Annotated in this window: 13 protein-coding genes; 9 read left to right on the top strand and 4 right to left on the bottom strand. The window is 57.8% G+C overall.

Features of this window, described 5'->3' with window-relative positions; genetic code table 11:
* Positions 1-28 precede the first annotated feature (28 nt).
* Positions 29-961 carry a LysR family transcriptional regulator gene (locus ELK40_RS10355; RefSeq protein WP_127730601.1) on the bottom strand — a complete coding sequence of 311 codons (933 nt, stop codon included), beginning with the start codon at positions 959-961 and terminating at the stop codon, positions 29-31.
* A gap of 121 nt (positions 962-1,082) precedes the next feature.
* Between ELK40_RS10355 and ELK40_RS10350 the strand changes: the two genes are divergently transcribed.
* The gene (locus tag ELK40_RS10350; RefSeq protein WP_127730599.1) at positions 1,083-2,336 is read left to right on the top strand and encodes an MFS transporter; all 1,254 of its coding nucleotides are present in this window, start codon (positions 1,083-1,085) and stop codon (positions 2,334-2,336) included.
* Between the two features lie 75 nt (positions 2,337-2,411).
* On the opposite strand, the gene ELK40_RS10345 is transcribed toward ELK40_RS10350, so the two are convergent.
* Together ELK40_RS10345 and ELK40_RS10335 are read right to left on the bottom strand one after the other, a co-directional pair.
* Entirely contained in the window at positions 2,412-3,803 is a 1,392-nt protein-coding gene (locus ELK40_RS10345) for an APC family permease (RefSeq protein ID WP_008502450.1), read from the bottom strand.
* Positions 3,804-4,159: 356 nt separating this feature from the next.
* Entirely contained in the window at positions 4,160-5,578 is a 1,419-nt protein-coding gene (locus tag ELK40_RS10335) for a glutamine synthetase family protein (RefSeq protein WP_127730597.1), read from the bottom strand.
* A 214-nt stretch (positions 5,579-5,792) separates the two neighbouring features.
* On the opposite strand from ELK40_RS10335, the gene puuD reads away from it, so the two are divergent.
* The 8 genes from puuD (at position 5,793) to ELK40_RS10295 (ending at position 14,710) form a co-directional block, all read left to right on the top strand.
* Positions 5,793-6,557 (top strand): gamma-glutamyl-gamma-aminobutyrate hydrolase, encoded by a 765-nt coding sequence (puuD, locus tag ELK40_RS10330; RefSeq protein WP_045910614.1) that lies wholly within the window; start codon positions 5,793-5,795, stop codon positions 6,555-6,557.
* Between the two features lie 25 nt (positions 6,558-6,582).
* Positions 6,583-7,140, top strand: coding sequence for an HTH-type transcriptional regulator PuuR (gene puuR, locus ELK40_RS10325; protein WP_111965724.1), 558 nt, complete (start codon positions 6,583-6,585; stop codon positions 7,138-7,140).
* Between the two features lie 157 nt (positions 7,141-7,297).
* Complete coding sequence (puuC, locus tag ELK40_RS10320; RefSeq protein WP_127730595.1) at positions 7,298-8,791, top strand: aldehyde dehydrogenase PuuC; 1,494 nt, start codon at positions 7,298-7,300, stop codon at positions 8,789-8,791.
* The gene (locus ELK40_RS10315) at positions 8,788-10,068 is read left to right on the top strand and encodes an FAD-binding oxidoreductase (protein ID WP_063621496.1); all 1,281 of its coding nucleotides are present in this window, start codon (positions 8,788-8,790) and stop codon (positions 10,066-10,068) included. Before puuC ends, ELK40_RS10315 begins: the two co-directional genes overlap by 4 nt.
* Before the next feature lie 25 nt (positions 10,069-10,093).
* Entirely contained in the window at positions 10,094-11,365 is a 1,272-nt protein-coding gene (gene puuE, locus ELK40_RS10310) for a 4-aminobutyrate transaminase (RefSeq protein ID WP_127730593.1), read from the top strand.
* A gap of 151 nt (positions 11,366-11,516) precedes the next feature.
* The gene (locus ELK40_RS10305) at positions 11,517-13,004 is read left to right on the top strand and encodes a carboxypeptidase M32 (RefSeq protein ID WP_127730591.1); all 1,488 of its coding nucleotides are present in this window, start codon (positions 11,517-11,519) and stop codon (positions 13,002-13,004) included.
* Between the two features lie 230 nt (positions 13,005-13,234).
* Positions 13,235-13,609: an acid resistance repetitive basic protein Asr gene (gene asr, locus ELK40_RS10300; protein ID WP_032668244.1), complete on the top strand. Its 375-nt coding sequence runs from the start codon at positions 13,235-13,237 to the stop codon at positions 13,607-13,609.
* 279 nt (positions 13,610-13,888) lie between these two features.
* The gene (locus ELK40_RS10295) at positions 13,889-14,710 is read left to right on the top strand and encodes a serine protease (protein ID WP_127730589.1); all 822 of its coding nucleotides are present in this window, start codon (positions 13,889-13,891) and stop codon (positions 14,708-14,710) included.
* A 1-nt stretch (position 14,711) separates the two neighbouring features.
* Here ELK40_RS10295 and ELK40_RS10290 read toward each other — a convergent pair whose 3' ends face one another.
* On the bottom strand, positions 14,712-16,874 hold the full coding sequence (locus ELK40_RS10290; protein WP_127730587.1) for a bifunctional diguanylate cyclase/phosphodiesterase: 2,163 nt from the start codon (positions 16,872-16,874) through the stop codon (positions 14,712-14,714).
* Position 16,875: the final 1 nt, after the last annotated feature.

The raw sequence follows: 16,875 nt of genomic DNA, 5'->3' as shown, positions 1-16,875 counted from the left end.
CCGTCAAATATTTACTTAGCCATGTGATTTACCGCACATTTTTGCCCACTTTTGCCTGAAAATGCTGCCCGGCAGAGGCGTTCATCAACTGCTGTTTGAAACGCTGCGCGGCGTGGCTCTGTTCTCGATGTTTTGACCAGACCAGCCACATCTCTGAAACGGCATCCTCTTCGGCAATGGTTACCCAGCGCATTTCGCGCAGTTGTACCCGTTTAAAGGAGGCTGGAAGAATAGAGACGCCCAGCCCGGCGGCGACCAGGCCGATAATCGTCATCGCTTCCCCGACTTCCTGGGTGATCACCGGGGCAAGATCGTAGCGGCGCATCAGCCCCAGGATATCGTCATACAGACCCGTTCCGACCTGCGGGTCAAAAAAGACAAACGGCTCTTTTGCCAGCTCTGCCAGCGAAACCGCCGGACGCGACGACAGCGGGTGATCGTGCGGGATCATGGCCATCAGCGGCTCGCGCAGGATCACCTCCCACGCCAGCGAGTCCGGCAGCTGGGTATTACGCATCAGCCCCAAATCCAGCGAACCTTCATTTAGCGGCGCAATCTGCTCGCGGGTATTGATCTCGCGCGTTTGAATGTGAACATCCGGGAAATGGCGGCGGAATGACGACAGGGTTTCCGAGACGGCGCTGATAAACGGCGCGGACGAGGTAAACCCGATGCGCAACTCTCCGGCTTCCCCGAGATAGAGCCGTTCTGCCCGGGCGGCGGCGTCATCGACCATGCTCAGAATTTGTCGGCTGTCGTTCAGAAACTGCTTACCCGCCGCCGTCAGGCTCACGCTGCGGTTGGTGCGGGCCAGCAGGCGCGCCCCGACCTGCTGCTCCAGGATCTGAATCTGCTGGCTTAACGGTGGCTGAGAGATGTTTAGCCGTGCCGCCGCGCGGCCAAAATGCAGCTCTTCGGCGACGGCGACAAAGTAGCGAAGATGACGCAGCTCGATATTCATATTTATAAAGTATCATTTAAGATTATTAATATATTAGACGGAATATTTACATTTTCCTACCCTTAACAGGTGGTCATACCCGTCACCAGAAATCACGGGGATGTTTAAGCAAGGAAACTGTGTGAGTCGTACAACTACTATTGATATCGATCCGGCCAGAGATATCAATGATTTACCCGCAGCATCGCAGCCGGTTCAGTTCATTAAACGTGGTACTCCCCAATTTATGCGCGTCACGCTGGCGCTCTTTTCCGCCGGTCTGGCTACCTTCGCCCTGCTCTATTGCGTACAGCCGATCCTGCCCGTTCTCTCCCATGAGTTTGGCGTATCGCCTGCCAGCAGCAGCGTTTCACTCTCTATTTCTACCGGCATGCTGGCGATTGGCCTGCTCTTTACCGGGCCGCTGTCCGACGCCATTGGCCGTAAACCGGTGATGGTAACCGCGCTGATGCTGGCCTCGGTCTGTACGTTACTCTCTACCATGATGACCAGCTGGCACGGTATTCTGGTGATGCGCGCGCTGATTGGGCTCTCGCTCAGCGGCGTGGCGGCGGTCGGGATGACCTATCTCAGCGAGGAGATCCACCCGAGCTTTGTTGCCTTCTCTATGGGGCTTTACATCAGCGGGAACTCGATTGGCGGAATGAGCGGACGTCTGCTGAGCGGGGTATTCACGGACTTCTTTAACTGGCGTATTGCGCTGGCAGTCATCGGGTGTTTTGCGCTGGCATCTGCGCTGATGTTCTGGAAAATTCTGCCGGAATCGCGTCATTTCCGCCCGACCTCGCTGCGTCCGAAAATGCTGTTTATCAATTTCCGCCTGCACTGGCGCGACAAGGGGCTGCCGCGCCTGTTCCTGACCGGCTTCCTGCTGATGGGCTCGTTCGTCACGCTGTTTAACTATATTGGCTACCGCCTGATGCTCTCGCCGTGGCATCTGAGCCAGGCGGTGGTCGGCCTGCTTTCCGTGGCGTACCTTACCGGCACCTGGAGCTCGCCGAAGGCCGGGGCGATGACCGCACGCTATGGCCGCGGCCCGGTCATGCTGTTCTTCACGGCGATGATGCTGGTCGGCCTGTTGCTGACGCTCTTCTCCTCCCTGTGGCTGATTTTTGCCGGCATGCTGCTCTTCTCCGCGGGGTTCTTCGCCGCGCATTCGGTCGCCAGCAGCTGGATTGGACCGCGCGCCCGTCGCGCCAAAGGTCAGGCATCGTCGCTGTATCTGTTTAGCTATTACCTTGGGTCCAGCATCGCCGGGACGCTCGGCGGCGTGTTCTGGCATAACTACGGCTGGAACGGCGTGGGCGGGTTTATCGCGCTGATGCTGTGCGCCGCGCTACTGGTGGGCGCAAGCCTTCATAAACGTCTGAGATAATACGCCTGCGGGCTGATGTCCGTTAAGGCGCGCCATCCAGAAAAACGGCACCAGCGTACTGGTGCCGTTTCACGTTCAGGAATCCCAGGCCTGTTCTATCTTACCGGCTTCAAACTGCGGAGGCGGTTTTCGGAAACGGCGCGTGAGCCACGTCAGGTAAAGGATCCCCAGTGCCGCCCAGATGAGGCCAAGCGTCAGGGACGTCGCTTCGAGGTTTATCCACAGCACGCCGACTGTGACGGCACCGATGAGCGGCAGCAGGAGATAGTGGAAACGATCTTTCCACGTTTTGTTCAGCCCCTTACGCCGCCAGAAATGGTTGTACACCGAGAGATTAACAAACGTAAACGCCACCAGCGCGCCAAAGTTGATCAGCGCCGTCGCGGTCACGAGATCGAAGTACAGGGCCGACAGCGCCACTATCCCAACCATAATGACGTTCAGGGCCGGCGTACGCCATTTCGGATGTACGTAGCCAAACACCCGCTCCGGAAACACGTTGTCACGCCCCATCACGTACAGTAAGCGCGAGACGCTGGCGTGCGAGGCCAGGCCTGAAGCGAGCGTGTTCACAAACGTGGTACACAGAAACACCGACTGGAAGAGCTTGCCGCCCACGTACAACGCTATTTCCGGCAGCGCGGCGTCCGGGTTCTTGAAGCGCGCTATCGTCGGGAAAAAGAGTTGCATGAAAAACGAGGCAACAATGAATATCAGCCCGCCATACAGAGCGGTGAGGAAAATGGCTTTGGGGATCACCCGCGCCGCGTTTGGCGTCTCTTCCGACAGCGTGGTGACCGCGTCAAAGCCGAGGAAAGAGAAGCAGACGATAGTCGCGCCGGTAATAATCGGGATCAGGTGTGCGTTCTCGCTGATAAACGGCTGGAGCGACCAGACGGTGCCGACGCCCTCTCCCTTGTGCAGGCCGTGCACCACGAGTATGACAAACACCACCATGATGGCGATCTGCACCAGCACAAACAGGGTGTTAAAGTTGGCGACCAGATTCACACTCTTGAGGTTCGCCAGCGTCAGGATCGTTACAAACCCCACCACCCAAACCCACGGCGGGACTTCAGGGAACAGCGCGGAAAGGTAGATCTTCGCCAGCAGCACGTTGATCATCGGCAGGAAGAGATAGTCCAGCAGCGATGACCAGCCGACCATAAAGCCTAAGTGGGGTCCGATCGATTTCTGCGTGTAGGTGTACGCAGAGCCTGCTTCCGGGAACTGTCGTACCAGTTTACCGTAGCTGATGGCGGTAAACATGACGCCAGCCAGCGCCAGGAGATACGAGGCGGGCACGTGGCCGTTGCTGATACCGGACACAATGCCGAAGGTATCAAACACGGTCATGGGGGTGAGATAAGCCAGCCCCATCATCACCACCTGCCAGAGCTTGAGGGAACTGCGCAGCCGGGTTCTTCCGGCCATGCGCGGCGAGTCAAGAGAGGTGTTAGTCGCCATAAACCGTCCCCCCCATGCTTACCGTGGTTTGCAATCGCGCTGTCCTTAACGCAAACCTGCTTAGCAAAGGGGGAAGTTGTAAAGAACACACGCGATCGTACCAGCGCACCGTCTCTGGCTCGCACTCACAGCAGGCGCCTGACTGGCCCCCTTCGCCCTGCGGATAGTTGAACATCTGCATCATTTCCTACCTCGTCACACAGTGTCGTTAAGAAAATCCCTGTGCCGCCTGCGCTCCATAACGCGACTCCCGGGAGATAGCTGGCGTGCCAGCAAACAGTTAGGCCAGGCTCCGCGCAGGCCGTTTGGTGATACGTATGGGATGAAACAAAGCGGCCCCTTACCGGGGCACGTCATCAGGCGTTTTTCAGCATCCACTCAATTTCCGTTTCGGTAATCAGGCGTTCAAACTGCAGTAATTCATCGTTTTTGCAGGCGTGATAGACGTGGCAGAAGCGTTCGCCCAGCCGCTCGCGCAGGCTATCGTTTTGCATAAATTCCCACAGCGCATCGCTCTGACGGATCGGGAACGGCAGTCCGTCCTGCTCCAGACCATTGCCTTCCACTTCTTCCTGCAGCGGTAAATCGTTATCCAGGCCATGTAAAATGCCGGCAAAAATCGCCGCCATCACCAGATACGGATTCGCGTCAGCGCCCGCTACCCGGTACTCGACCCGATGGTTATGGCGATCGCCGCAGGGGATACGCAGGGCAACGGTGCGATTATTGTGTCCCCATGACGCCTGCGTCGGCACGTACATTCCCGGCTGGAAACGGCGGTAGGAGTTGACGTTCGGTGCCAGCAGCGCCATGGACGCAGGCATCAGGTCGATCATCCCGGCCAGCGCGCGTTTCAGCAGCGCGGAATCCTCGCCGCTGGCGTCTGCGAGCACGTTTTCGCCTCGGTTGTTTTGCATGCTGATATGGATATGCATCCCGCTGCCCGCATTTTCTTCATACGGCTTTGCCATAAACGTGGCGTGCATCTTATGTTTTTCTGCCATCTGCCTGACGAGACGTTTTAGCGCCAGCGCATCATCGCAGGCATCGAGCACGTTTTCCGTATGGTGCAGGTTTATCTCAAACTGGCCCGGAGAGGCCTCAGCCACTGCCCCGTCGGCGGGGATCAGCTGCAGCTGCGCCAGTTCGTCAATGTCGTTCAGCACGTCAGCAAAGTGGTTCAGATTATCAACCGAGTAGACCTGACTCTGCGTGTTGCGCACGTCGGTGCCCGGCGCGCAGGGTGGCTGCAGATAGCCGTCGGCATCGCGTTTACGGTCAAGTAAATAGAACTCCAGCTCTACCGCTACCACGGGGAACAGGCCGCGCTGGCGCAGCTGCTGCCAGAGTCGGTTGAGTACGTTCCGCGGCTCAACGTCAAAGGGAGCGCCATCTTCATCGACCATGGTGAGCTGCACCTGACCAATGTATTCCGGGTCGGCGGCGGACGGCGTCAGGGTGCCCGGTACCGGCACGCAGATACAGTCCGGCTCGCCGAGCTCCTGTCCCAGGCCCGCCTCTTCCACGACGTTACCCAAAATGTCCATGGCGAAAACCGATGCCGGGAAATAGCAGCCTTTTTCAAGCTTGCTCAGTCCGGCAACCGGGATGCGCTTGCCGCGAAAACAGCCGTTCAGGTCGGTCAGGAGGACATCAATAAACTGGGTGTCAGGATACTTTTCTAAATAGCGCTTCACTTCCTGCGTAAAGGCGCTGCCCCGCCTCTCATCCGTGTGCTGAACAAAGTTCTCAACTTCTACGATATTGGTTTCCATGATTTACCACCGTTTTTGGGATTTGCGTTCGCTGCTCTGGACTGTCAAATATAATGTCCACCCTATCGAATCTGTATGCAAATAAATTGTTTGTCAAATGTTAAATTAAGTTTGCAAAAGGCAGATCCCGTTGCTAGATTGAGAAAATATTGAACGAAAAGGCCGTTTATCAGGCGAAAATGGCCTAAATTTAGTCCACTTTGTGAGGGCGATCATGGAAAATATAATGAACAAGCCAGTTATTGGCGTGGTGATGTGTAGAAACAGGCTTAAGGGTCATGAGACCCAGACCCTGCAAGAAAAGTACCTGAATGCCATTATTAACGCGGGGGGTTTACCGATTGCCTTACCGCATGCGCTGGCAGAGCCAGAGCTCCTTACCGCTCTGCTGCCCACCCTGGACGGGATTTACCTGCCGGGCAGCCCAAGTAACGTGCAGCCGCACCTTTATGGTGAAAACGGCGATGAGCCTAACGCCGATCCCGGGCGAGATCTTCTGAGTATGGCGCTGATTGCCGCCGCGCTCGAAAGGCGCATCCCCATTTTCGCCATCTGCCGGGGGCTGCAGGAGCTGGTTGTTGCGACGGGGGGGACGCTGTATCGCCGCCTGTTCGAGCAGAACGACCTGCTCGAGCACCGGGAAGATCCTGAACTGCCGGTTGAGCTACAATACGCTCCGTCTCATGAAGTTCAGGTTCAGGAGGGAGGACTGCTGTCTCAATTAATACCAGGCTGTAACACATTTTGGGTAAACTCGTTACACGGGCAAGGTGCACGGACGTTAGGACCACGGCTTCGCGTGGAGGCCCGCTCGACGGATGGGCTGGTCGAGGCGGTCAGCGTTCATGACCACCCTTTTGCCCTCGGCGTGCAATGGCACCCCGAATGGAACAGCAGCGAGTACGCCCTGTCCCGTATGTTGTTTGAAGGTTTTATCACCGCCTGTCAAAGCCACATTGCCGAGAAGCAGCGGCTTTGACCACTACCGTAAAGGAAATGCAACTATGAGCGATGACGGACTGGCGCCAGGGAAACGTCTGTCTGAGATCCGCCAGCAGCTGGGTCTCTCGCAGCGGCGTGCCGCCGAACTGTCTGGGTTAACACACAGTGCCATCAGCACCATTGAGCAGGACAAAGTCAGTCCTGCTATCAGTACGCTGCAAAAGCTGCTGAAAGTCTATGGGCTGTCGCTCTCGGAATTCTTTTCGGAACCGGAAAAACCTGATGAACCGCAGGTGGTTATTAATCAGGAAGACCTTATCGAAATAGGCAGTCAGGGAGTTTCGATGAAGCTGGTTCATAACGGAAATCCGAACCGTACGCTGGCGATGATTTTTGAAACTTACCAGCCTGGAACCACGACCGGAGAGAGGATCAAACATCAGGGTGAGGAGATCGGTACGATACTGGAAGGTGAAATATTGTTGACCATTAATGGCCAGCAGTATCACCTGGTTGCGGGGCAAAGCTATGCCATCAATACCGGCATACCGCACAGCTTCAGCAACACCTCGGCAGGCGTCTGCCGCATTATCAGTGCCCACACCCCCACCACGTTCTAATTACCACTCAGTCCCGGCGTAAGCGCGCTTACGCCGGGAAATATAAAAACGATCGCTGTCGGCATTTAACGGGTTAATTCCCGGGATGCCCCACGGCTTCGTATTGCCTGAAACGGCCATGCCTTTATTTATCTGATTGCGAAAGAAAGGAGTGAATATGCATTTTCAGCACCTGACTTACTGGCAGGATAAAGCAAAAAACAGCGCCATTGAGACCCGGTTATTTATTAACGGTGCCTATTGTGACGCCGCCGATAACACCACGTTTGCAACCGTCAATCCCGCGACCCGGCAGACGCTGGCGAACGTCGCCCGGGGCAAGCAGGCGGACGTGGACCGCGCGGTTCAGGCCGCGCGCGAGGTATTTGAGCGCGGTGACTGGTCGCAGGCGTCTCCGGCGCAGCGCAAGGCCGTGCTAAATACGCTCGCCGATTTGATGGAACGCCATAGCGAAGAGCTGGCCTTACTGGAAACGCTGGACACCGGTAAACCCATCCGCCACAGCCTGCGCGACGATATTCCCGGCGCGGCGCGCGCCATTCGCTGGTACGCCGAAGCGGCGGATAAAGTCTACGGCGAAGTGGCGCCTACGGGGCCAGGCGAGCTGGCGATGATCGTGCGCGAGCCCATCGGGGTTGTCGCGGCCATCGTCCCCTGGAACTTCCCGCTGCTGCTGGCCTGCTGGAAGCTGGGCCCGGCGCTGATCGCGGGCAATAGCGTGGTACTGAAACCGTCGGAGAAATCGCCCCTCACCGCCCTGCGGCTGGCCGGGCTGGCGAAAGAGGCGGGCCTGCCGGACGGCGTGCTGAACGTGATAAGCGGTTACGGCCACGAAGCGGGCCAGGCGCTGGCATTGCATCCGGAGGTTGAGGTGCTGACGTTTACCGGCTCTACCCGTACCGGCAAGCAGCTGTTGAAGGACGCAGGCGAAAGTAACATGAAGCGCGTCTGGCTGGAGGCAGGCGGCAAGAGCGCCAACATTATCTTTGCCGACTGTCCGGACCTGGACAAGGCCGTGAGCGCGACCGCCGCCGGGATTTTTTATAACCAGGGGCAAGTCTGTATCGCCGGTACCCGTCTGCTGCTCGAAGACAGCATCGCCGATGAGTTCCTGGCCAGGCTAAAAGCGCAGGCTCGTCACTGGCAGCCTAGCGATCCGCTCGACCCGGACAGCACGATGGGCATGCTCATCGACGCTGCGCACGCCGATACCGTCCACACGTTCATTCGCGAGGGAACCCGGAAAGGCACGCTGCTGCTGGACGGGCGGGAACAATCATGGCCTTGCGCAGTCGGTCCAACCATTTTTGTCGACATCGACCCCGCCTCCCCGCTGTGCCGGGAAGAAATTTTCGGACCGGTGCTGGTCGTCACCCGTTTTAAATCCGAAGAGGAAGCCTTAACGCTGGCCAACGACAGTGAATACGGGCTTGGCGCGGCGGTATGGACCCGCGATCTCTCCCGGGCGCACCGCATGAGCCGCCGCCTGAAGGCAGGCTCGGTCTTCGTCAATAACTATAACGACGGTGATATGACCGTACCCTTTGGCGGCTATAAGCAGAGCGGCAACGGTCGCGATAAGTCCCTGCATGCGCTGGAAAAATTTACCGAACTGAAAACCATCTGGATTGCCCTGGAGCCTCAATCATGACCGAACATACCACCAGCTACTACGCGGCCAGCGCGAACGCTTACGAACCCTTCCCGACGCTTAACGAGTCGATCAGCTGTGACGTGTGCGTGGTGGGCGGCGGCTATACCGGCCTCTCCTCCGCGCTGCATCTCGCCGAAATGGGCTACGACGTGGTGCTCCTTGAAGGGGCGCGCATCGGCTTCGGCGCCAGCGGACGCAACGGCGGCCAGCTGGTTAACTCCTACAGCCGCGATATCGACGTGATCGAGAAAAACTACGGGCCCGATGCCGCCAGAATGCTCGGGAGCATGATGTTTGAAGGCGGGGAAATCATCCGGGAACGCATCCAGCGCTATCAGATCCAGTGCGACTATCGTCCCGGCGGGCTGTTTGTGGCGCTTAACCATAAGCAGCTGGAGACGCTGGAGGAGCAAAAAGCCAACTGGGAACGCTACGGCAACACGCAGCTGGAGCTGCTGGACGCCAGCGCCATTCGCCGGGAAGTCGACAGCGAACGCTATACCGGCGCGCTGCTGGACCGCAGCGGGGGGCATATTCATCCGCTGAACCTGGCGATCGGCGAAGCGGACGCCATTCGCCTGAACGGCGGGCGGGTGTATGAACAGTCCCCGGTGACCGCCATTCAGCACACCAGCCCGGCAGTGGTGAGCACGCAGCATGGCCAGGTGACGGCCCGCTACGTGATCGTCGCCGGGAATGCCTATCTGGGCGATAAGATCGAACCGGAACTGGCAAAACGCAGCATGCCCTGCGGCACCCAGGTGGTGACCACCGCCCCGCTGCCGGAAGAGGTCGCCCGCACGCTCATCCCCAATAACTACTGCGTGGAAGATTGTAACTACCTGCTGGATTACTACCGTCTCACCGCCGACAACCGCCTGCTGTACGGCGGTGGCGTAGTGTATGGCGCGCGCGATCCGGACGATGTCGAGCGCCTGGTGATGCCAAAGCTGCTCAAAACTTTCCCTCAGCTGGCGGGCGTCAAAATCGACTACCGCTGGACGGGCAACTTCCTGCTGACCCTGTCCCGTATGCCGCAGTTTGGTCGTCTGGATAAAAACATCTATTACATGCAGGGCTACAGCGGCCACGGCGTGACCTGCACCCACCTGGCCGGACGGCTGATTTCGGAACTGTTGCGCGGTGACGCAGAGCGCTTTGATGCGTTTGCCAACCTCCCGCACTACCCCTTCCCGGGCGGCCGCAGCCTGCGGATTCCATTCACGGCGATGGGCGCGGCGTATTACAGCCTGCGCGATCGTCTTGGCGTATGATCGTTTCGACAAAAGGGTATCTGACATGAGTAACCAGGAATTTCATCAGCGCAGACTTTCTGCCACCCCGCGCGGCGTAGGCGTAATGTGTGATTTCTTTGCCCGCACGGCGGAGAATGCCACGCTTACCGACGTGGAAGGCAACGACTATATTGATTTCGCCGCCGGGATCGCGGTACTGAACACCGGCCATCGCCATCCTGAACTGGTGGCCGCAGTTGAAAAACAGCTTCACCAGTTCACCCACACGGCCTACCAGATTGTGCCGTATGAAAGCTACGTTTCATTAGCCGAAAAGCTGAACGAGCTGGCCCCGGTGCAGAGCCCGGCCAAAACGGCGTTCTTCACAACGGGCGCGGAAGCGGTGGAAAATGCCATTAAAATCGCCCGGGCCCACACCGGCAGACCGGGTGTGATTGCCTTCGGGGGAGGCTTTCACGGCCGAACCTATATGACCATGGCCTTAACCGGCAAGGTCGCGCCTTACAAGCTGGGATTTGGCCCCTTCCCGGGCTCGGTTTATCACGTGCCGTATCCCTCCGAGCTGCACGGCATCACGACGCAGGATGCCATCACGGCGATAGAACGCCTGTTCAAAGCGGATATTGAGGCGAAACAGGTGGCGGCGATCATTTTTGAACCCATTCAGGGTGAAGGCGGATTCAACGTCGCCCCGCCAGAGCTGGTGGCCGCCATCCGTCGTATCTGTGATGAGCACGGGATCGTGATGATTGCCGACGAAGTGCAGAGCGGCTTCGCCCGAACGGGTAAGCTGTTTGCGATGGAACACTACGCGGACAAACCCGACCTGATGACGATGGCTAAAAGCCTGGCAGGCGGAATGCCGCTGTCCGGCGTGGTGGGCCGCGCCGAAATCATGGACGCGCCGGCTCCCGGCGGTCTGGGGGGGACCTATGCAGGCAACCCGCTTGCGGTGGCCGCCGCGCACGCGGTGCTGAAGATTATCGACAACGAGTCGCTGTGCGCGCGCGCCCGTCAGCTGGGCGATCGGCTGAAAGCCACGCTGGAGGAGATTCAGGGCACCTTCCCTGCGCTCGTGGCGATAAGGGGAAGAGGATCGATGATCGCGGCGGAGTTTTTTGATCCCGAGAGCCGTGAACCGTCGGCCGCCATCGCGCAGGCGATCCAGCAAAAGGCGCTCGCCCAGGGCCTGCTGCTGTTGATCTGCGGCCAGTACGGTAACGTGATCCGCTTCCTTTATCCGCTGACCATTCCGGATGCCCAGTTCAACCAGGCGCTGGCGATCCTGCAACAGGTTATGCGCGATAAGTCCTGAGTGCCCACCGAAAACCGTCTCCCGGAATGCCGGGGACGGTTTTCTACGGAGGAGATCGGCACAGATTTCCTCCGTGTGGGAAATGTTGGGGAATTTGCTCGGTTTCATTGTATGCTCCCTGAAACACAACCCCGGCATGAGGAAATAAGAATTGCAAAAAACATCAGCCTATCAGTCACTTGTGAAAACCTTTCAGCGTCTCTCCCGCTTCTCGCACCTCTCCTCCATCGCCAGCTGGGATATGTTCACCATGATGCCGCCCGGCGGCAGCGCCGCGCGCGGCGAGGCGCTGGCAGAGATGAGCGTCCTGCAGCACCAGATCCTGACCGATAAAAAAGTCGGCGAGCTGTTAGCCGCGGCGGCAGGGGAAGATCTGAATGACGTCGAACAGGCCAACCTGCGCGAAATGACGCGCCACTACCAGCAGGCGACCCTGCTGCCGGAATCGCTGGTGGAAGCCAAATCTCTGGCGGGCAGCAGGTGTGAACACGCCTGGCGTACTCAGCGCCCCGCCAACGACTGGCAGGGCTTTTCCGCCAACCTGAAAGAGGTGGTTAAACTCAGCCGCGAAGAGGCTCGCCTGCGGGCTGAAGCCAAAGGCTGTACGCCGTACGACGCGCTGCTGGACATTTTTGAACCCGACATGACCAGCGCGCGTCTGGACGTTCTGTTCGGCGACATGAAGTCCTGGCTACCGGACCTGCTGGCAAGCGTGGTGGAAAAACAGGCTCAACGGTCATTTATTCCCCCGCAGGGTCCCTTCCCGACGGCAACACAGCGTGAACTGGGCCTGGAAGCCATGAAGATGCTCGGCTTCGATTTTAACGGCGGTCGCCTCGACGTGAGTGCGCACCCGTTCTGCGGCGGCGTACCGGAAGACGTGCGCATCACCACGCGCTACGACGAGGATGAACTGCTCAGCGCGCTGTTTGGCGTGATCCACGAAACCGGACACGCGCGCTACGAACAAAACCTGCCGCGCGCGTGGGCAGGACAGCCGATTGCGCTGGCCCGCTCAACCGCGATCCACGAATCCCAGAGCCTGTTCTTTGAGATGCAGCTGGGCCGCAGTGAAGCCTTCCTCAAACATCTTCTCCCTGCGGTGCACGCTCGTTTTGGCAGCCAGGCGGCGTTCAGCGAAGAGAACTTTATTGCCTGGAACCAGCGCGTGAAGCCGGGCTATATCCGCGTCGATGCGGACGAAGTGAGCTACCCGGCACACGTGGTGCTGCGCTATGAGATTGAGCGGGCGCTGATCAACGGCGAGATTGAGGTAGACGATATTCCCGCCCTGTGGGACGAGAAAATGCAGGCCTGGCTCGGGTTGTCCACCAAAGACAACTACCGCAACGGCTGCATGCAGGATATCCACTGGACCGACGGCGGTTTTGGCTACTTCCCGTCATATACGCTGGGGGCCATGTATGCCGCACAGCTGTTCCACGCCGCGAAAACGGCGCTTCCGGGTCTGCAGGCCTCCATCGCTGAGGGCGATTTTTCCGCACTCTTTGAGTGGCTGCGCCAGAACATCTGGCAGCACGGCAGTCGCTTCAGCACGTCGCAGTTAATCACCCAGGCGACGGGTGAAGATCTGAATATCCGTTACTTCCGCGAGCATCTGACCTCCCGCTATTTGTAATCTGTTTGGCCGGGGGTGAGGGACCTCAGGTAAAAGAGCCGTATGTTCCCCCTCACCCCAGCCCGTACCCCCTCATGGGAGAGGGAGCCGTCTGTGCAGGACCCCGGCAATGTACATATGGTTACACGCCGATACCAATCACTCACGGAAACCCCGAATTTACAGGGATATAGTTATTTCAACGGCCCCGCAGTGGGGTTAAATGAAAAACCAAATTCGAGGGTATGAACATGAAAAAAGTATTAGCTCTGGTTGTTGCCGCTGCTATGGGTCTGTCTTCTGCTGCGTTCGCTGCTGAAACCACTGCTGCACCGGCTGCTGCGGCACCTGCTGCAACGACCACCGCGGCGCCAGCAAAAACTGTCCATCACAAGAAACATCATAAAGCCGCTAAACCGGCTGTAGAGCAGAAAGCTCAGGCTGCTAAAAAGCACCACAAAAAAGCGACCAAACCGGCTGTAGAACAGAAAGCTCAGGCTGCTAAAAAGCATCACAAAAAAGCGACCAAACCGGCTGTAGAACAGAAAGCTCAGGCTGCTAAAAAGCATCACAAAAAAGCAGTAAAACACGAAGCTGCTAAACCAGCTGCACAGCCAGCTGCGTAAGAGTACAAGCTTAACCGTGCCCTTCGGGGCACGTTGGTAAACCGGCGCTGAACCGGACAGGTTCCGCGCCGTTTTTTTTATCCGGAGGGCGTATGCTGCGACGCTATCGGTTTGAGCTGATTCTGATCCTGCTTATTTTATGCGCGCTCATTGCCAGCCATTTTTATCTTTCCTGATTGTAGCACGCTGATTTTACTCCCACTTTAGCGCTGTCCCGTCTATAGTATTTTCATAGGGTTCACTTTTAATAATCATAATTACCCCCCACCAGAGTGAGATATGCGTAAATCTGTTGTGTTGTTACTGGGAACGTTTGGTCTTTTTTCTGGATTCTCACATGCGGATGATGGCGGTGATGACACCATTAGCGCGAAAGAGCTCAAGACGCTTTTTTTCAATCATGACGACCGCACGCGCGTCACCGATCCCACCCAGGCGCCCTGGGATGCTATAGGTCAACTGGAAACCGCCAGCGGTAACTTATGTACTGCGACGTTGATCACCCCTCAGCTTGCCCTGACGGCAGGCCACTGTCTGTTAACGCCGCCAAACGGCAAGCCGGATAAAGCGGTGGCCTTGCGGTTTGTGTCGCAAAAAGGGACCTGGCGCTATGAAATCCACGGTATTGAAGGCCGTGTCGATCCGTCTCTCGGCAAACGCCTGAAGCCGGATGGTGACGGCTGGATCGTGCCACCGGCGGCCGCCTCATGGGACTTTGGCCTGATCGTTTTACGCTACCCCCCTTCCGGCATTACGCCGCTGCCGTTATTTGACGGCGACAAAGACGCACTCACCGCTGCCCTGAAAGCCGCTGACCGAAAGGTGACGCAGTCCGGCTATCCTGTCGACCATCTGGATACGCTTTACACCCACACCGACTGTATTGTGACGGGCTGGGCGCAAAACAGCGTACTTTCGCACCAGTGCGATACGTTGCCGGGTGACAGTGGCTCACCGCTAATGCTGAAAACAGATAACGGCTGGCAGTTGATTGGCGTGCAGAGCTCTGCACCGGCGGCGAAAGATCGCTGGCGCGCAGATAACCGGGCCTTGTCCGTGACCGGTTTTCGCGACAAGCTGGAAGCGCTGGCACAGCAATAAATCAGCATCGTCTGACCTGATGCAGTGCCCTGATTGACTCAATCGGCATCGGCTGGCTGAACCAAAAACCCTGCAGTTGATCGCAGCCAGCCAGCCGCAGCAGTTTCATTTGCTTCTCGGTTTCCACCCCTTCGGCGACCACCGCCATCCCCAGCGCGTTGGCGATCCGCACCGTGCCGCTCACCAGCGCGGCTGCCTGTTCATCGTTGTCCACCAGCCCGGCCAGGGATTTATCGATCTTGATGGTGTCGAAGTTAAAACGCCGCAAATAGCCAATGCTGGAATAGCCGGTGCCAAAGTCATCCAGCGCCACCGCGGTACCCAGCGCTTTAAGATTGGCTATTGCCATGCGGGCACGATCCGGATTTTCCAGCACATAGCTCTCCGTTACCTCAAGCTGCAGCCGGTGGGCCGGGAAACGGGTACTCTCCAGCACGCTGGCCACTTTGTCTTCGAAGGCGGGATCGCGAAATTGCGCGGGAGAGATATTAACGGAAAGCTTTAAGTCACCGTATGGCTGGAGATCCTGACAGGCGCGCTGCAACACAAACTGGCCCAGTTTGTAAATCAGACCGCTGGTCTCCGCGATGGCGATGAAGGTATCCGGGCCCAGCGGCCCTTCCGGGCGACGCGGCCAGCGGACCAACGCTTCGACGCTGCTCATCGTCTGAGTGCGGGCGTCAACGATCGGCTGATACCAGACCTCAAACTCATCGCGCTCCAGACCGCTACGGATCTGATTTTCAATCGCCAGCTTGCGTTCCCGGACGCTGTTCAGCTCCGCATCGTAGTGGGTAATCCGCCCTTTCCCACTCATTTTGGCGTGATACATGGCAATATCGGCGCGGCGAAACAGTTCTGAGCTGGTGCATTCAATCAGAGTTCCGCTGGCGATACCGATGCTGGCCCCGATATGGATGGTGCGTTCCCCCAGCTGAACCGGGGTGGCGAGGTAATCCAGCACCGAAACGGCAAACGCGGTGGCTCGGGCCTCTGCATCATCACCGCCGATTGTCATGGCAAACTCATCCCCGCCCATGCGGGCCAGCATCCCGCCCGGCGGCACCCGTTCACTCAGCGTTTTCGCAATCGCCACGATGAGATCGTCCCCCACGCTGTGGCCGTAGATATCATTCACATCTTTAAAACCATCCAGATCGATAAACACCACGCTTTTGACGTCGATATCTCCGCGTAAGCTCACCCGATCCAGCGCCTCGATAAGCGCTCGCCGGTTCGGCAGATGGCTTAACCAGTCCGTTCTGGCCACCAGACGTGCCTGGCTTTCTCCTCGCGCAAGCTTGTACAGCCCCACGCTGCTCACCAGAATAAAGAGCAGGATCAGAGCCGATGCCAGCACAACAATCTGCGTGATATCAGAGGATGCCGCCCGGGCGGCCTGCGCCCCCGGAAGACGCGCCTGCCAGTTCAGATAGCCCAGCAGCTCCCCAGCCGAACTGCGCAGCGGCATACTCATCTCGTTAACTTTATCGGGCGTAAAGTGAAGGTTATCGATCTGAAAGGTCGCCCCCAGGTCGGATAAGATTCTGGCGTTCAGATGACGGGTGATCACCAGATAGCGGCGCGTTCCGTCGGTAACCTGTAATCTTCCGACCATTGGGCGAATCAGCCCAATGCCCACAAAGGCGACGCCGCTTCGCGTTTTGCTGATCCCGGCATAGATATTTTTATCGCCTGATAAGGCGCGCGCGTGCTGAGCAATAAGGGCTTTCAGCCCCTTACCGAAAAAATCGAGATTCGTCTCCTGAAAAGGCTGACTTTTAAACGATCCCCAGAGGACGTTGAAATGTTCATCCAGCACGAAGGTGCCGTCATAGAGGTTATTAATTTTAAAGCCGGTGCCCCAGGTGTCGTACAGCCAGTCGGTATTAAGCGTGGGACGGTAGGCTTCCCGCACAGCATCGTCCCAGACAGCGTTGTCAAGCACCAGAGATGAGACGCGGTTAACCGATGTCTGAATAGCCCCCTGCACGGAAAGCGCCGTGCGGTGTTCATCAATTTCATTGGTTTTGGTGCTGATAAGATGCAGGGAAAGATAGAGGAGTGCGACGACGGAGATGATTAAGCCGATGCCCGCCATAAAGACCATGGCAAACAACGTTCTCGCATTGGGAATATTGCGCCAGCTTAATGTGCGATACATC

This window comes from Enterobacter sp. N18-03635, from assembly GCF_004006055.1.
GTDB classification, from domain to species: Bacteria; Pseudomonadota; Gammaproteobacteria; order Enterobacterales; family Enterobacteriaceae; genus Enterobacter; species Enterobacter vonholyi.
The sequence above is the reverse complement of the archived record's forward strand: the minus strand, read 5'-3'. Positions and strand labels throughout refer to the sequence as shown.

Coding starts and splice junctions, on each gene's coding strand:
- ELK40_RS10355 (WP_127730601.1), bottom strand. CDS start 961: ATGAATATCGAGCTGCGTCATCTTCGCTACTTTGTCGCCGTCGCCGAA.
- ELK40_RS10345 (WP_008502450.1), bottom strand. CDS start 3,803: ATGGCGACTAACACCTCTCTTGACTCGCCGCGCATGGCCGGAAGAACC.
- ELK40_RS10335 (WP_127730597.1), bottom strand. CDS start 5,578: ATGGAAACCAATATCGTAGAAGTTGAGAACTTTGTTCAGCACACGGAT.
- puuD (WP_045910614.1), top strand. CDS start 5,793: ATGGAAAATATAATGAACAAGCCAGTTATTGGCGTGGTGATGTGTAGA.
- puuR (WP_111965724.1), top strand. CDS start 6,583: ATGAGCGATGACGGACTGGCGCCAGGGAAACGTCTGTCTGAGATCCGC.
- puuC (WP_127730595.1), top strand. CDS start 7,298: ATGCATTTTCAGCACCTGACTTACTGGCAGGATAAAGCAAAAAACAGC.
- ELK40_RS10315 (WP_063621496.1), top strand. CDS start 8,788: ATGACCGAACATACCACCAGCTACTACGCGGCCAGCGCGAACGCTTAC.
- puuE (WP_127730593.1), top strand. CDS start 10,094: ATGAGTAACCAGGAATTTCATCAGCGCAGACTTTCTGCCACCCCGCGC.
- asr (WP_032668244.1), top strand. CDS start 13,235: ATGAAAAAAGTATTAGCTCTGGTTGTTGCCGCTGCTATGGGTCTGTCT.
- ELK40_RS10295 (WP_127730589.1), top strand. CDS start 13,889: ATGCGTAAATCTGTTGTGTTGTTACTGGGAACGTTTGGTCTTTTTTCT.
- ELK40_RS10290 (WP_127730587.1), bottom strand. CDS start 16,874: ATGTATCGCACATTAAGCTGGCGCAATATTCCCAATGCGAGAACGTTG.